The sequence below is a fragment of the Marinobacter zhejiangensis genome (assembly GCF_900114775.1).
Lineage (GTDB): Bacteria > Pseudomonadota > Gammaproteobacteria > Pseudomonadales > Oleiphilaceae > Marinobacter > Marinobacter zhejiangensis.
In genome coordinates, this window is sequence record NZ_FOUE01000002.1 from 576,701 (window position 1) to 592,593 (window position 15,893).

Consider the following 15,893-nt stretch of genomic DNA (forward strand, 5'->3'; position numbering starts at 1 on the left):
ATGTTCAGCGGCGAGCCGCTTTCACCATCCTTCGAGCTCAGGACATTGGGTAGCCCTGTAGCTGCTTTCCCGATAGCAGATGCCCGGCTCGGTTGTCCGGGCGGTAAAGACCTCGCCCGCCGCCGTGGTCAGGCGCACCTGTCCGTAGGGGGCTCCGTGGCGGAAGGTGGCCTCAATGGAGCTGCCATTGGGGTTCAGCAGGAGTCCCTTGCCATGGAATCTGCCGTCAACGTATTCCCCTTCATACTTCTTGCCGCTGGCAAAGATTTCACTGCCCTGGCCGTGGAACTTCCCGTTGGAGAACGCACCTTCGTAAGAGCGGCCATCGGGGTAGGTCAGGGAGCCTGTGCCGTGGAATTCGCCATTGCGGAATTCACCCACGTAGAGCATGCCGTTTCCGGTGGTCAGAGACCCGTGTCCGTTCAGGTTTCCGTTTAGCCATTGTCCGGTCAGAATGTCGCCGTTGGGTCGGGTGAGGGTGCCCTGGCCATTAAACTGGTCGCTGATGAACTGGCCGGTATAGCGCGTATTGTCGGCTGCTGTATAGCTGCCTTCGCCTTCCTTTCGCCCTTCCACCCAATCGCCTTCATAGCGGGAGCCGTCGGCATACCAGGCGCTGCCTTTGCCGTGGAATTTGCCGTCAATGAAATGGCCTTCGTAGCGCATTCCATTGGCTTCGTTGTAAGTACCGTCGCCGGTTTTGACCCCGCCAATCCAGGTGCCGCCCCGGTAATCTACACGGGTGTATCTTTCAAGTTGGCCAACCAGGGTGAGTTCTTCGCCGGCCTCAAGGGCCACGGTCTGGTTCCAGGATGAATAGCCATCCTTGCTGATCTCAATGCTGTAACTGCCCGGGGCCAGGCTTACGTCAAGCCGTGTGGCGCCATAGGGTTGGCCGTTGATCGTGACCTGGTCGTCCACGACGTTCGAACGCAGGGTAAGTTGTCCCTTGGTTGGGCGCCGGGTGGAGGCAATGGGGATGGCTTGCGGTGCCGGGCGCGAGCTGGATTCAGCAACCGCTGTCTCCGCAGCGATGGTATCCACCGGGAGCGACTGTTGTTCGGGGGGCTCTGGTGCCTCTGGTGCCGACGGGTCTGTGGCCGCAGCGATCGCTTCAATCCCGGCGGTCATGGGCTCTTCTGTTGGCGCAGGGGCGGTGGGCGATTCCGCTACCGGTTCAGCAGTGAGTTCAGGCGCTGCCTGGGGGGCGGGCTCTGCCGGGGTGTTGTCAGCTACAAACACCTCGCTCTGAGGCGGGGGTGTGAGTGGGGTTTGTGCTGGAGAGGCTGATGCCACCTGTTCAGATTGCTCAATGACGGCCGGCAGTCGCTGCGTGTCTCTAATGGACGCGAAGCCGGCGGTGACCAACAGCATGATGGCCAGGGCGTTGATGAACAGTAGTGGTCTTACATCGACCATCGTTAACCTCTCACTTGCGTTTAATCCGCAAAATTCCTGAGGTTTGATACTAGCGGGTTACCGTTAAGTTATGTAACGAAAAGTGACTGGAGTTCGCGAGATTGCTGGCCAAATCACACTTTGTCTGGAAGTCGGTCATGGTTAAGCTGCTCCCAGGATCTCATGTAGACGTCTGCCTCGTATTGATAAGGTGACTGGAATGGCGTGAGCACGAAATCGAACACCAGGAAGAAGAAGCCGACGGAGAGCCAGGCAATGGTCAGAGTGCTGAGGGTATTGGCCTGGATTTCCGGGTTTGAATTGACAAAGTCGTGAAGCAGGGGCAACAGATCGCCGACCATCACCACCGGATTGAAACTGGAAAACACCAGTGGTAGCCAGAAAATCAGGAAAATCGGGAAGAAACCAAATGACCACAGCAACCGTCGGAGTAGGTAGATCCCCGCGGCCCGCCAATAACGCCGACGCAGTTCCGGTACTTTGCGAATGCGCTCGAGATAATTGCGACGCTCGGCCCAGTAGGCAGCAACATCTGTGGCTGGCAGGTCAGCGGCGGGTTGGGGCGTTGATGTGGATTCCAGGGCTTCAGAGGTCATAGGCGATTGTATTGTTATCCTTCTGGGGAATGCAGTGCTTGGCGGTCGCTATGGCTATGATAGCTAAGATCCATGGTACCAAGCCCGTTATCTGCATGATAATCCAAACATCGTGTTACCCTACAAGCCTTAATAGATTAAAGACAGGACAGTTGCATGACAGCAGGCAGTGAAAACCGGGTCCATCCCGCCTTTGAGCAGCTTAGGAGTCACCGGATCGAAACCCTTAACCTGACCGTTGAGGAGTATCGACATCGCAAGACCGGCGCCCGTCACCTGCACATGGCCGCAGACAATGATGAAAATGTGTTCTTCGTTGCCTTGCGTACGTTTCCGATGGACTCCACCGGTGTTGCCCATATTCTGGAGCACACGGCACTGTGTGGCAGTGAAAAATACCCGGTACGTGACCCGTTTTTCATGATGATCCGGCGATCGCTGAATACCTTCATGAACGCCTTTACCAGCAGCGATTGGACGGCTTACCCCTTCGCCAGCAAGAACCGGAAGGATTTTGACAACCTGTTGTCGGTTTACCTGGATGCGGTGTTCTTCTCGACGCTGGATCCGCTGGACTTTGCCCAGGAAGGTCACCGCCTGGAGTTTGAGAAGCAGGATGATCCTGCTACACCACTGGTTTATCGAGGCGTAGTCTACAACGAAATGAAAGGTGCCATGAGCGCACCAACGTCGCAGTTGTGGCAGCAGCTCTCCAGCCACCTCTTCCCCACCACAACGTATCACTACAACAGTGGTGGCGAGCCGGATCACATTGTTGATTTGTCCTACGACGACCTGCTGAAGTTCTACCGTCACCATTACCATCCCAGCAATGCGATTTTTGCCACCTACGGCAACATTCCTGCCCACGAACATCACGACCGTTTCGAAACGCAGGTGCTGAGCCGGTTTGAGCACCAGAAGGTGGAGCTCCCGGTTCGGGATGAGAAGCGGATGTTCACGCCGCTGAATGTTGAGCATGGCTACGCCGTCAGCGAGGGCGAGCCAACAGAGAACAAGACCCATATCGTTATGGGGTGGTTGCTTGGTCACAGTTTCGATCTCCAGGAGAACCTGGAAAGCCACCTGCTGGCCAACGTCCTGCTGGAAAACAGCGCCTCGCCAATGATGAGGGCACTGGAAACCTCCAGCATTGGGCATTCACCGTCGTCACTGTGCGGCCTGGAGGATTCCAATCGGGAGATGACGTTTGTTTGCGGAGTGGAGGGCAGCGAACCTGGACGTGACGGCGACCTGGAGGCACTGGTTAACGAAACATTGAACAAGGTTGCCGAAGAAGGTGTCAGTGAAGAGCGCCTGGAAGCAATCCTGCATCAGCTTGAGCTGCATCAGCGGGAGATTGCCGGCGACCAGTTCCCTTATGGTTTGCAGTTGATCATGAGCGCAATCTCGCCGATGGTGCACGGTGGCGACCCGGTGGCCCTGCTGGACCTGGAGCCGGTTCTGGCCGACCTCCGTGAGAAAATCAAGGATCCCCAATACGTGCCTAATCTGGTTCGCCGGAAACTGCTGGACAACCCGCACCGGGTTACCTTGACGTTGCGTCCCGACGCTCACCTGGAAAAACGTCGCCAGGATGCAATCGCCAACGCACTGGCAGAAAAGAAGGCGGCGTTGAGCGACGATGAGGTTCAGAGGATTGTTGAGCAGGCGGCGGCGCTGGAAGCCCGCCAGCAACGAAAGGATGATGACTCAATCCTGCCCAAGGTGAGCCTTGAGGATGTGCCGCTCCAGACACCGGAGCCAGAAGCGCGCCTTGCGGACGGGTTTCCGGCTACCCTTTATGCCCAGGGTACCAATGGTCTGGTTTACCAGCAGGCGGTTGTACCCTTGCCAGAGCTCAGTGAAGACGAGCTGTTGTTGCTGCCGTTGTACACCACCTGCGTCACCGAAGTTGGCTGCGGGGAGCTTGATTATCTGCAGATGCAAGACCGGATATCCGCCGAGTCGGGTGGGATTTCCGCGTTCACCTCGGCCCGTGGCCGGATCGATGATGTTCAGGACCTGAATGGTTACCTGATCTTCAACGGCAAGGCGCTGGCACGTAACCGTGAGTCCCTGGGGCAATTGTTGCGGGATGTTTTCGACGGTGCTCGTTTTGATGAGGTTGGCCGGATTCGGGAGCTGATTGCCCAGATTCGTGCCCGTCGCGAGCAGGCGGTGACCGGGAGCGGTCATGCGCTTGCCATGGGGGCGGCTTCCCAGGGATTAAGTGCGGGTGCCTGGCTGTCGTACCGCCTGGGTGGTCTGGAAGCCATTCGTGGCATCAAAGCCCTGGACGACACCCTCAATGACCAGCAGGCGCTGAACAAGCTATGTCAGCGGCTGGCCGATCTGCACCAGCGTATTCAAGGTCAGCCTTTCCAGTATCTGCTGGTTGGCGAGGAAGACCAGCTCGAACCCATGGTGGATAGTTTGCGTGAACGCTGGGTTGTGCCGGCGATGGAGCAGGGTAAGCGCTGGACGCTCGAACCGGTGAGCTACCAGACCCGGCAGGCGTGGCTGACCTCAACCCAGGTCAACTTCTGTGCCAAGGCCTATCCAACGGTCGCGGTTGATCATCCGGATGCCGCTGCGCTAACGGTTCTGGGGGGATTCCTCCGTAACGGTTATCTGCACCGTTCCATTCGGGAGAAAGGCGGGGCGTACGGTGGCGGGGCAGGCCAGGACAGTATTAACGGAACCTTCCGCTTCTTCTCTTACCGTGATCCGCGGCTGGCAGAGACCCTGGAAGATTTTGATCATGCCCTGGCGTGGCTGCAGGAGACGGAGCACAACCCTCAGGAGCTGGAAGAGTCGATTCTGGGCGTGATCGGTCAGCTCGATAAGCCTCGGTCACCAGCGGGCGAGGCCCGTAATGCGTTCCACAACCGTCTGTTCGGACGAACCCCTGAGCAGCAGGCCCGGTTCCGGGAGCGGGTCTTGTCGGTGACTCTCGATGACCTGAAGCGAGTGGCGGCTACCTGGCTGGTGCCTGGAGCCGCCAGTGTGGCGGTTGTAACCAACCATGAAAACCGCGCGCAGGTAGAGTCTCTGGGGCTGGAAACCGAAGAGCTTTGAGAGGTGGGCAGCGCAATCGCAATCAGCGGTTGCGCTGCAGTCCGGTGGTTACCATGATCCGGGTCGCAATTTCTTCCACGGAATAGGCGGTTGTATTCATGAACGGTATCCGTTCCCGCCGGTACAGCAGTTCAATTTCCTCGACTTCATGCATGCACTGCTTCAGTGACGAATATCTGGAGTTGGGGCGCCGCTCATTCCGGATGACCGCCAGCCGCTCGGGCTCTATGGTCAAACCGAATATCTTGCCCTTGTGGGCTCGCAAGGCATCAGGCAGCTGCTCGTCCAGCAGGTCCTCTTCCGTGATGGGGTAATTGGCGGCCTTGACCCCATATTGGAGGGCGAGGTAAAGGCACGTTGGGGTTTTTCCGCTTCGGGAAGCGCCTACGAGGATCAGGTCAGCTTCGTTGTACTGCCGGGTCCGGGCCCCGTCGTCATTATCCAGGGCAAAGTTCACCGCGTGGATGCGGCGTTCGTAGTTGCTTTCATTGCTGATGGAGTGGGACTTGCCAACGGTGTAGGACGACGACGAATTCAGTTCGGTTTCCAGTGGGTGAAGGAAGGTGCCAAAAATATCCACCATGAACCCGTTCGCTTCGCTGATGATGGCGCGAATATCGTTGTTAACGATGGTATCGAACACCAGGGGCTTGGCGTCATCCAGCTCTGCCGCCCGGTTGATTCGAGCCACCAGTTCGCTGGCTTTGTTGGTGTCGTCAATGTAGGGCACGGTGACGCGTTCAAACTGGATTTTTTCAAACTGGGCCAACAGGCTGTTGCCAAGGGCTTCGGCGGTGAGGCCTGTTCCGTCAGAAATAAAGAAAGCGGTGCGCTTCATGGTGTGTTTCCAGGCTCCGTTTAGAGGCTTTGCATGGCGGGGCATCTCGCAGGAATGGCCCAGTTTCAGATGACAAGGCTGCCATTAAATGTAAATAATCGCCAGTGTTACCGGCTCGTGCGCCGGGGTGGTTTACCACGTGGAGATTTCGGTCGCTCCCTAGGTAATCGGCGCAGGTTACAGTATGATACACGGCAAGTTTGCGGGCCTGGATGAGTATTAAGGCGACGGCGCCTACCGGTTTCATCCACTGGAACCCCACTCTTTGCGATACAGACTCAAGGGAGACGCGTTTTGGAAGATTACATTATCTGGTTTGAAAACCTGGGCATGCACGATGTTGACCGGGTTGGGGGCAAGAATTCGTCCCTGGGTGAAATGATCAGTAATCTCGCTAACGCAGGCGTTACCGTTCCCGGTGGTTTTGCGACCACCTCTCATGCTTACCGCGAATTCCTGGCCAAAGACGGGCTGAAGGATCGGATTGACGAAGCGCTGGATGCCCTTGACGTCAATGACGTAAATGAGTTGGCCCGCGTTGGCGCCCAGATTCGTCAGTGGGTGACCGACATGCCGTTCCCGGCCCAGCTTGAAGAAGCGCTGGAAACCGCTTATGACCAGTTGCGCAATGGCAATGACAAGTTGGCTGTAGCCGTGCGCTCCTCGGCGACGGCCGAAGACCTGCCGGATGCCTCGTTCGCTGGCCAGCAGGAAACCTTCCTCAATGTTGTCGGGCTTGAACAGGTCAAGCACTCCGTCAAGGAAGTGTTTGCTTCTCTGTTTAACGACCGCGCCATTTCCTACCGGGTTCACCACGGTTTTGATCACAAGCTGGTTGCCCTGTCTGCCGGTATCCAGAAAATGGTACGCAGTGAAACAGCGGCCAGTGGCGTTATGTTTACCCTCGATACCGAGTCTGGATTCCGTGATGTTGTCTTCGTCACCGGTTCCTACGGTTTGGGCGAGACAGTGGTGCAGGGTGCCGTTAACCCTGATGAGTTCTATGTCCACAAGCCCACGCTGGAAGCAGGCCGTCCGGCGGTTCTGCGTCGCAACCTTGGTAGCAAGGCTATCAAGATGGTTTATGCGGCCCCCGGTTCAGACCACTTCGTTGATACCGTGAAGGTTGAGCAGGAAGAGCGTGGCAAGTTCTGTATCACCGATGAGGAAGTGTCCGAACTGGCCAAGCAGGCCATGATTATCGAACGTCACTACAAGCGTCCGATGGACATCGAGTGGGCGAAAGATGGCGACGATGGCAAGATTTACATCGTTCAGGCTCGCCCGGAAACCGTCAAGAGCCGTGCCTCCGCTAATGTGATGGAGCGCTACCTGCTGAAAGAGCAGGGCAAGGTTCTGGTTGAAGGCCGCAGTATCGGTCACAAGATCGGCAGTGGCCCGGTTAAAGTGATCACCAGTGTCAACGAAATGGATCGGGTTGAAGCCGGCGACGTTCTGGTGACCGATATGACCGACCCGGACTGGGAACCGGTCATGAAGCGGGCGTCCGCGATCGTGACCGACCGTGGCGGGCGTACCTGCCATGCCGCGATCATTGCTCGTGAGTTGGGTATTCCGGCCGTTGTTGGTTGCGGTGATGCGACTGAAATTCTGAAGGAAGGTCAGCACGTTACCGTTTCCTGTGCCGAAGGTGATACCGGCATGATCTACGAGGGCAGCCTGGATTTCGAGCTGCGGGAAAATACTATTGATTCCATGCCGTCCATTCCGTTCAAGATTATGATGAACGTGGGCAACCCGGACCGTGCGTTTGACTTCCAGGCCCTGCCTAACGAAGGCGTTGGCCTGGCCCGTCTTGAGTTCATTATCAACCGGATGATCGGTGTTCACCCGAAAGCCCTGTTGAATTTCGACAGCCTGCCGCGGGACATTCACCAGACCGTCGAGAAACGTATCTCCGGGTACAACTCACCGGTGGATTTCTATGTCGACAAACTGGTGGAAGGTATTTCTACCCTGGCTGCGGCCTTTGCACCGAAGAAGGTGATTGTGCGGCTGTCTGACTTCAAATCCAACGAATACGCCAACCTGATTGGCGGCACCCTGTATGAGCCGGACGAAGAAAACCCCATGCTGGGCTTCCGTGGTGCGTCTCGTTATATCTCGGAAAACTTCCGCGACTGTTTCGAGCTGGAGTGCCGTGCGCTCAAGAAAGTTCGCGAAGAAATGGGCTTCACCAATGTTGAGATCATGGTGCCCTTTGTCCGTACAGTGGGCGAAGCGCAGCAAGTGGTTGAGCTGTTGGCCCAGAATGGCCTGAGCCGTGGCGAAAATGGTCTGCGGGTCATCATGATGTGTGAACTGCCGGCAAACGCCTTGCTGGCGGACCAGTTCCTGGAACACTTCGACGGCTTCTCCATCGGCTCCAATGACCTGACCCAGCTGACCCTGGGGCTTGACCGGGATTCGGGCATTGTTGCCCACCTGTTTGATGAGCGGAACGACGCGGTCAAGGCGCTGTTGTCCAATGCCATCGTTGCCTGCCGTAAAGCTGGCAAGTACGTGGGCATTTGTGGTCAGGGCCCGTCCGATCATCCGGATCTGGCCAAGTGGCTGATGGAGCAGGGCATCGATACCGTATCCCTGAACCCGGATTCGGTTCTGGATACCTGGTTCTTCCTGGCCGACGAAAAAATTGATTAAGACACGCTGTTAGAAAGGAGATTGCAGAGGTGCCAATCGTAACTCCAGATCTGTGTGACGATTATCCCGAGGTTCAGGTTGTTGAGCCCGGGTTTCGCAACTATGGTGGCGTCTCCGCGTTTGGCGGAGAAATCGTGACGGTCAAATGCTTCGAAGATAACTCGGTTGTGAAAGAGCAGGTTGGCCTGCCGGGCAATGGCCGGGTCATGGTCGTTGACGGCGGCGGTTCCAAGCGGAATGCGTTGCTGGGCGATATGCTGGCGGAAAAAGCCGCCAGCAATGGCTGGGCTGGCCTGATTATCTACGGCTGCATCCGCGATGTGGACGTGATCGGGCAAACCGAGTTGGGTGTGCAGGCATTGGGAACCCATCCTCGCAAAACGGATAAGCGTGGCATTGGTGATCTGAACGTGCCGGTCACCTTCGGTGGCGTCACCTTCTTGCCGGGCCATTACCTCTATGCCGACAACAACGGCATTGTGGTTTCCGAGAAGCCCCTGAAGATTGATTGATTGCATGCAGGGGCGGCGGCCTGGCTCGCCCCGCATGGAACTGCTCGTATACCCAATCCCGGCTTTTGCCGGGATTGGCGTTTCTGGACCCTGGCCTAGGCTGGTGCTTGCTGAGGTCGCCGGGGCGCTGAGGAGGCTAGGTCTTGACCTTGATAATCGACAGACCGATCAGATAGCCATCGCCTTCAGGGCTGCATCTAAGGACCTTGCTGATGGTTTCAAAGGCGGGGAACTGGTCGTTGGGGGAAGGCATGAGGGTATGGATTTCGGAGCCTTCGTCCATGGGGTCTGGCAGGTGCAATAGCATACCGGTGCCGCTCAGGTCCTTGCACAGGGCCGAGAACTGGCGCCCTTGATCATCGGTGACCTGGATCTCGGTATTGATCCGCATCCGGTGGAAATCGCGTTTTTCAGAATAGTCCTTCATGGTCATCGACATCGCAGCACCTCATGCGTGTTGTTCTACTATCTATAAAGCGAACAAGCAGCAGGGTCAAAGAACGTATTGATATAAAAAAAGCCGAAGGCCAACTATTTAGTGGGCTTTCAGCTTTTTGGATACTACATGTGGTATTGGCCGGGAAACATCTCCCTGCTGAATCAGGCCCAGTTGTCCGCCTTCTTAGAGGGCTTCAGGAGTGGGATGATCAGTGCCAGAATAATACCCAGCAGAACCAGTCCGGCACCCAGAAGCATAAAGTCAGACTCGCTCTTGGTCTCAAGGCGCTCTTTCTCGGCGGTCAGCACTTCAACGTCGTTGCGCAGGCGTTGATTTTCTTCCTGTAGTTCACTGTTGCGACGGTCAAGACTCAGGGCGTTGGCTGAGATTTCCTTGATCTGCGCGAGCTCGCTACTGAGGTTTTGGGTCCGTGATTCCAGGCTGCTTTCCGATGAGGCCAGTGTATCCCGTTCGGCTTTGGTTTCGGCCAGTTCCTGGCGAAGCTCGGCAAGCTGCTTGCGAGCATCTTCCAGCTCGCGGTTGGCTCTTACCAGGCGGTCACGGGCGATGGGGGAGTCGGTCAGGTAACGGCTTAAAACCCAGCCCTCAACGCCATCCGGGGTTCTTACCAGGCTGTAGCCGGAATCACTGGCGCGAACCAGGTCCAGGCGTGTCCCGCTGGTGAGGTCGCTTTTGAGAATGCGGAACTGGGTTCCTTCTCCGCTTCGCATGGTGATCGACAGGGTGTCGTCAACATACATGGTCCTGGCCTGGGCGCTGGCGCCGGCGGCAAGGAGTATCAGTGTGCAGGCAATCAGGCGCAGTGCGGTCACGTGAGTCTTTCCTTGAGTGTTCGGGTAAAACCGTAATTTTTGCTATAGGCGCCCCCTTGTTCAAGGCGTGCCGTATTAAAAATCGCTCATGCTTAATTCACGGCAGGACCAATTTGAAGGGTTTGACCGACACTCCTGCATAGACTCCAGCTTCAACATAGGGGTCAGCGTCAGCCCAGTTCTGCGCTTCTTCAAGGCTGTCAAACTCTGCGACTACCAGGCTGCCGGTAAAACCCGCTTCGCCCGGGTCTGGCGTGTCCAGGGCGGGATTGGGGCCAGCAATAAGCAGTCTTCCCTCGGCCTTCAAGGCTTCGAGCCTTGCCAGGTGGGCTGGTCTTGCCTGCATGCGAAGTGGCAGGCTATTAGGGATGTCTTCACTGACAATCGCGTAGTACATGGTGAGCTCCGGTCGGGCCAATTTTTGCCGGGGGGTGGCATTACACGCATTCCTACCACTGGTACACTGTAGCCACTATCCCGCTGTAATGATGAGTAGCCGTGACTATACCCCAAGGTTCGCCTAACTGCATTGATCTGCATTGCCACAGTACTGCTTCAGACGGAGCGCTGTCGCCTGAGGAATTGCTCGCCCGGGCCGCCGAAAAGGGAGTGAGTCACCTCGCGTTAACCGATCATGACACTATTGACGGCCTGAGTGCGGCCAAGGCCGGTGCGCTGAAGCATGGGGTCCAGCTGGTTCCCGGGGTTGAGTTGTCCTGTGTGTGGGGGCGTCAGACCATTCATATTGTCGGGCTGGACTTTGATCCAGACGATGAGCGCTTTCAAACACGTCTGGCGGAACAGAAAGAGAACCGCTGGCATCGAGCCCGCAAGATCGCTGAGCGCCTGCAGAATAAAGACCCAGACTCGTTGCTGGCTCTGGCCACGGAAAAAGCTGGTGGTGATGTGCCGGGGCGCCCGCATTTTGCTAAGGCTCTCGTTGAGATGGGTAGAGTCACCGATATCAACCAGGCATTCAATCGCCACCTGGGCGCAGGAAAACCCGGTGATGTTAAGGCGTTCTGGCCAGAGTTGGCGGAAGTGGTGCGCTGGATTATAGAGGCTGGGGGGATTGCGGTGGTGGCTCATCCTCGCAAGTACAAAATGACCGCAACCCGATTGCGTGCGCTGGTGGCGGACTTTAAAGCAGCTGGAGGGCGATCCATTGAGGTTATCACTTCTGGACAGCAAGCTGGCGATTTGGGGTTTCTGACGGACCTGTGTCGGCGTGAAGGCTTGCTGGCGTCCCAGGGCAGTGACTTCCATTTTCCCGGTGCCGCTTGGTGCGAATTGGGCCGGATAGAAAAAATGCCAGAAGGGCTTACACCCGTCTGGCATCATTTTCGTGAGCCCATTGCCCTGGCAGACTAGTTTTGTGTCTGGCCAGGGAAGGGCGCATTAGCCCCGGTTTATGCCGGGGCGTGGTACAGCAGGTAGAGGTCGGTCAATGAATCCGGGATTGCATCGGCCATCTGCTTTGTGAGCTTTTCGCTCTCAAGAACCTTGCGGAAATCTTCGTCCTCAAACAGCCCTGACAGGGTCATCATTGGCACCAGCAGGTTCGCTGCATCATCCTCACTGATTTCCAGCCACTGATCTTCGTTTTCCAGGAAGGTATCAACAAATCCAGCGCACCAGTTTTCCAGTGCGTTCATTGGATCGCCGTCTTCTGGTTCCGGTAGTTCCAGCGGCAGCCCCATGTCCAAAGCGCTCTTCATGCTGGCTGCCAGTTTCTGGACTGCCCCAAGGAAAGCGTCTGGGACGCCTTCCTTGGGAAGGGTATCGATACCGGTCGCCAGGCGGAAGATGTCCGCCGGGGCCAGTTCCACCGGCCCTACAACGCTGGCGGAAATGACACCGTGAAGGCCGAAGAAATCCAGGGCTTCGTCACCCCAAGGCTCTGCAAAGAGGATGTCTTCCAGCGCTTCAATCTCGGCGTTACTTAGCATGGCTTAGTTTCCCTCAGGGTTTTTGGCGGCTTCGGCCTTGGCAGCTTCGGCAGCACGACGGCGTTTCCTGACTTCCCGGGGGTCATTATAGGCCCTGCCCGGGGTCACTTCGGACGCTGTTGAGGCTTGTTCCGGAGCATTGTCCTGCTGAGCGGTGCTTTCAGCTGGTTTGCTCGCTTCTGGCTGACGCTGATCTGCCTTGGGTGCAGCCGGCTTTTCTGGCGTGCTCTCAGGAGCCTTGGCCTGGGGTGCAGGGGCCTTTTCTGTCGCAACAACCGCTTCGGTTGTTTTTGGCTCAGCCGTTTTGGCGGGCGCTTGCTCGGAAGCTGGCTTGCTGGCCTGCTCGGGCGCCTTGGCTTGGGCGGCGACCTTCTCTTCAGGAGCGGCGGGGGCTGTACCTGCGCTGTCCTGAGTTTCGGTTGTCGCGTCCTTACCTTTGCCAGTGTCAGCCGCCTTTGGCTTGCGGCTGGTGCGGCGGGGCCTTGGCTTCTGCTCGCCTTCGGCTTTGGTTGACGCAGGCTTGTCTTCGTCAGCTTGCTTCTCTGAGCCTTGAGGCCCTTTTTCGCTTGCTGGAGCCTGATCAGCCGCTACGGGGCTTTCTTTGGCCTTGCTCTCGCCAGTCTGGGGCTCGTCATTTTGGCGTGCCTCTTCGGTGGCGGGCTTGGCTTCAGCTTTTGCCGGCGCCTCATCCGATTTCTGCTCAGCCTTGGGCTTGCTGTCGGTTTTTGGCTTTTCTTCGGCCTTCGGCTTTTCGTCAGCCTTCGCAGATTCGTCAGAAACCTTAGCTTCTACCTTGGCTGCTTCCGGCTGGCTCTTCGGAGCTTGTGGCTCTTGCTGAGGACGGTTATCCGTCTTTGCCTCTACCGCTACAGCCTGGCTGGCACTCTGGGTTTGCGTGGTTTCCTGCTCTTTCTCCGGCTGGGTGTCCTTCTGGTGCCGGTCGTTGCGAACGGTCTTGCGCTCAGCGGGCGTAGAGCTGGGAGTTTCTACCGGTGAACCGTCGCGGTTGCGCTGACGGCGCGGTTTGCGACGCTTGTCCTCACCAGTCTTCTGGGGGCTACGGGCTTCCTGCTGGTCGCGGTTACCCTGTTGGGGCTTGCGCTCCTGGTTGCGACCGCCTTGTTTGCGGTCTTCGCCATCCCGGCGGGCTTCACCCTGGGTTCCCTGTTGGTCGCTACCACGGCCACGGGGGCTGCCGTCGCGGCCGCTTGGCTTGGCGCCGTCTCGTCCACCGCGACCACGGCCGCGATTGTCATCGCTCCGGGTTTGACCCTGGCTTTGTCCCTGTCCCTGTCTCTGGGGCTGCTGACGACGTTCCTGACTGCCACGGCGCTCGCTCTGGCCTTCACCTTTGGCGACGCGGGATTTGCGACGGTCCTGGCGGCCCTGGGAGCGGCGTTCGTCGTCACGTCCACCGTTACGTTTCGCAGCAGGCTCGGGCTGTGCTTCGTCTTCACCTTTGAAGAACTTGGCAATTTTACAGCCCAGTCGGCGGAACAGGCCGCCATCACCCTGAACTTCCGTGCTTTGCTCGGCCGCAGCGGCTACTGGGCCTGGAGCCGGAGCGGCAGGGCGAATGGCCTTGACGGCCGCTTCCTGGCGCACTGGCTGGTCACGGGGTGTGGTGATGTCAATCGCTTCTTCTTCGCGCTCGGAGTATTCCTGCGCAACCTGATAGCTGGTTACCTGCTCGGTGCCGGCTTCATCTTCCCGTACCCGGATAATTTCAAAGTTCGGGGTCTCGTGATGAGGGGAAGGTACAACCACGATGGTGACTTCCTGGCGAGCTTCAATATCGGCAAGCTGCTTGCGCTTTTCATTGAGCAGGAAGGTGGCCACCACGACAGGGACGATGGCACGAACTTCGCCAGTTTTGTCTTTGGAAGCCTCTTCATAAATCAGGCGCATGATGCTGAGCGCCAGGGACTCAATGCCCCGGATGGTGCCCTGGCCGTTACAGCGGGGACAGACTTCGCTACGGGTTTCGCCAAGAGACGGACGCAGGCGCTGACGGGACATTTCCAGCAGGCCAAAGCGTGAGATCTTGCCGACCTGTACCCGGGCGCGATCCAGTTCAAGGGCTTCGCGAACCTTGTTCTCAACTTCCCGTTGGTGCTTGGCGGGCGTCATGTCGATGAAATCGATAACGATCAGACCACCCATGTCCCGGAGCCGGAGCTGTCGGGCAATCTCTTCGGCCGCTTCCAGGTTGGTCTGGAGCGCGGTCTCCTCAATGTCTTGCCCTTTGGTGGCACGAGAAGAGTTGATGTCGATGGACACCAGGGCTTCTGTCGGGTCGATCACGATGGAGCCGCCGGAAGGGAGCTTCACTTCACGCTGGAATGCGGTTTCGATCTGACCTTCGATCTGGTAGCGGCTGAACAGGGGGATTTCGTCCTGATACAGCTTGATCTTGTTTTCAAACGTCGGCATGACCGCGCGAACGAAGTTGAGAACATCTTCGTAGACCACGGCCGAGTCGATCAATACTTCACCGATGTCCTGGCGCAAGTAATCGCGAACGGCACGGATGATAACGTTGCTTTCCTGGTGGATCAGGAACGGGGCCTTGCGGTCAGACGCTGCCTGGGTAATGGCTTCCCAGAACTGCACCAGATAATCGAGGTCCCATTGCAACTCTTCGGCGGTGCGGCCGATACCTGCGGTGCGGACGATGATTCCCATGGATTTGGGAACCTGAACGCTGGACATGGCCTCTTTGAGCTGGGCGCGCTCTTCGCCTTCGATCCGGCGAGAGATGCCGCCAGCGCGGGCGTTGTTGGGCATCAGCACCAGATAACGGCCGGCGAGGGAAATGAACGTGGTCAGGGCTGCGCCTTTGTTTCCGCGCTCTTCCTTGTCAACCTGGACAATAACTTCCTGTCCTTCAGAGACAACATCCTTGATGTTGATCTTGCCTTCGATTTCGCCGGGAGACTTCTTGAAGTATTCCTTGGAGATTTCCTTCAGGGGAAGGAAGCCGTGACGCTCTGCGCCAAAATCGACAAAGGCTGCTTCAAGGCTGGGTTCTACCCGCGTAATACGGCCCTTGTAGATGTTGGCCTTCTTCTGCTCGCGGGTGCTGGATTCAATATCGAGGTCAAAAAGCCGCTGGCCGTCAACCAGGGCAACGCGCAACTCTTCTGGGTGAGTTGCATTGATTAGCATTCTTTTCATGGAAAGAATTGTTTCCTGTCGTTTGTGGGACAGAAAACCGGAGGGGGTGGCATCTGCGAAGCAGAACCTGCGTGCCGACAATAATGCGGTCGGCAGGCAAACAAATCAGAGTGTTACGGGGTACAACTCCATAACCCCTGAATCATAAGCCAATTCCCGGGTGCCATTTGGCAGGGATGGCCCTCTTGTGTCTGTTGCCTGTTGACGCATGTTGCTTATCTTCAATTTCACGCAGGTGCCTGGGTCTCACGTCGTATCGTTTTGCTGGACGGCCCGGCCCTACGTGTTGCTAATCTTTGCTTCGCGATGTCGCCCGACGCGGTTTTCCGCTCGGTTTTTTTTTACTTTACTTCCACGGTGATGGGATCCCTCAATGCGGGAAAGC

At 57.3% G+C, this 15,893-nt stretch carries 12 protein-coding genes; 4 read left to right on the forward strand and 8 right to left on the reverse strand.

Going from position 1 to position 15,893, the window contains the following annotated elements; all coding sequences use genetic code 11:
• Nucleotides 1–21: 21 nt before the first annotated feature.
• Together BMZ67_RS08000 and BMZ67_RS08005 are read right to left on the reverse strand one after the other, a co-directional pair.
• Nucleotides 22–1,419: a PEGA domain-containing protein gene (locus BMZ67_RS08000; RefSeq protein ID WP_092021439.1), complete on the reverse strand. Its 1,398-nt coding sequence runs from the start codon at nucleotides 1,417–1,419 to the stop codon at nucleotides 22–24.
• A 113-nt stretch (nucleotides 1,420–1,532) separates the two neighbouring features.
• Nucleotides 1,533–2,015 carry a hypothetical protein gene (locus BMZ67_RS08005; RefSeq protein ID WP_092021441.1) on the reverse strand — a complete coding sequence of 161 codons (483 nt, stop codon included), beginning with the start codon at nucleotides 2,013–2,015 and terminating at the stop codon, nucleotides 1,533–1,535.
• A gap of 156 nt (nucleotides 2,016–2,171) precedes the next feature.
• Here BMZ67_RS08005 and BMZ67_RS08010 point away from each other — a divergent pair, with 156 nt between their 5' ends.
• Nucleotides 2,172–5,096: an insulinase family protein gene (locus BMZ67_RS08010; protein WP_092021443.1), complete on the forward strand. Its 2,925-nt coding sequence runs from the start codon at nucleotides 2,172–2,174 to the stop codon at nucleotides 5,094–5,096.
• Nucleotides 5,097–5,118: 22 nt separating this feature from the next.
• Here the strand turns inward: BMZ67_RS08010 and ppsR are convergent, their stop codons facing one another.
• Nucleotides 5,119–5,934 (reverse strand): posphoenolpyruvate synthetase regulatory kinase/phosphorylase PpsR, encoded by an 816-nt coding sequence (ppsR, locus tag BMZ67_RS08015; RefSeq protein ID WP_092021445.1) that lies wholly within the window; start codon nucleotides 5,932–5,934, stop codon nucleotides 5,119–5,121.
• Nucleotides 5,935–6,264: 330 nt separating this feature from the next.
• On the opposite strand from ppsR, the gene ppsA reads away from it, so the two are divergent.
• Both ppsA and rraA read left to right on the forward strand, forming a co-directional pair.
• Entirely contained in the window at nucleotides 6,265–8,598 is a 2,334-nt protein-coding gene (gene ppsA, locus BMZ67_RS08020; protein WP_425434235.1) for a phosphoenolpyruvate synthase, read from the forward strand.
• A 29-nt stretch (nucleotides 8,599–8,627) separates the two neighbouring features.
• A complete protein-coding gene (gene rraA / locus BMZ67_RS08025; protein ID WP_092021449.1) occupies nucleotides 8,628–9,110 on the forward strand; it encodes a ribonuclease E activity regulator RraA in 483 nt (160 codons plus the stop codon).
• Between the two features lie 136 nt (nucleotides 9,111–9,246).
• Here rraA and BMZ67_RS08030 read toward each other — a convergent pair whose 3' ends face one another.
• From BMZ67_RS08030 to BMZ67_RS08040, 3 genes are all read right to left on the reverse strand, one after another.
• Nucleotides 9,247–9,549 (reverse strand): PilZ domain-containing protein, encoded by a 303-nt coding sequence (locus BMZ67_RS08030; protein ID WP_245749912.1) that lies wholly within the window; start codon nucleotides 9,547–9,549, stop codon nucleotides 9,247–9,249.
• Nucleotides 9,550–9,710: 161 nt separating this feature from the next.
• Nucleotides 9,711–10,382 (reverse strand): TIGR04211 family SH3 domain-containing protein, encoded by a 672-nt coding sequence (locus BMZ67_RS08035; RefSeq protein ID WP_092021451.1) that lies wholly within the window; start codon nucleotides 10,380–10,382, stop codon nucleotides 9,711–9,713.
• Between the two features lie 97 nt (nucleotides 10,383–10,479).
• A complete protein-coding gene (locus tag BMZ67_RS08040; RefSeq protein ID WP_092021453.1) occupies nucleotides 10,480–10,779 on the reverse strand; it encodes a YciI family protein in 300 nt (99 codons plus the stop codon).
• A 101-nt stretch (nucleotides 10,780–10,880) separates the two neighbouring features.
• Here BMZ67_RS08040 and BMZ67_RS08045 point away from each other — a divergent pair, with 101 nt between their 5' ends.
• Complete coding sequence (locus BMZ67_RS08045; RefSeq protein WP_092021455.1) at nucleotides 10,881–11,753, forward strand: PHP domain-containing protein; 873 nt, start codon at nucleotides 10,881–10,883, stop codon at nucleotides 11,751–11,753.
• A 38-nt stretch (nucleotides 11,754–11,791) separates the two neighbouring features.
• Here the strand turns inward: BMZ67_RS08045 and BMZ67_RS08050 are convergent, their stop codons facing one another.
• Nucleotides 11,792–12,331, reverse strand: a complete 540-nt coding sequence (locus BMZ67_RS08050) for a YecA/YgfB family protein (protein WP_092021457.1) — start codon at nucleotides 12,329–12,331, stop codon at nucleotides 11,792–11,794.
• A 3-nt stretch (nucleotides 12,332–12,334) separates the two neighbouring features.
• Nucleotides 12,335–15,508: a ribonuclease E gene (rne, locus tag BMZ67_RS08055; RefSeq protein WP_092021459.1), complete on the reverse strand. Its 3,174-nt coding sequence runs from the start codon at nucleotides 15,506–15,508 to the stop codon at nucleotides 12,335–12,337.
• Nucleotides 15,509–15,893 lie beyond the last annotated feature (385 nt).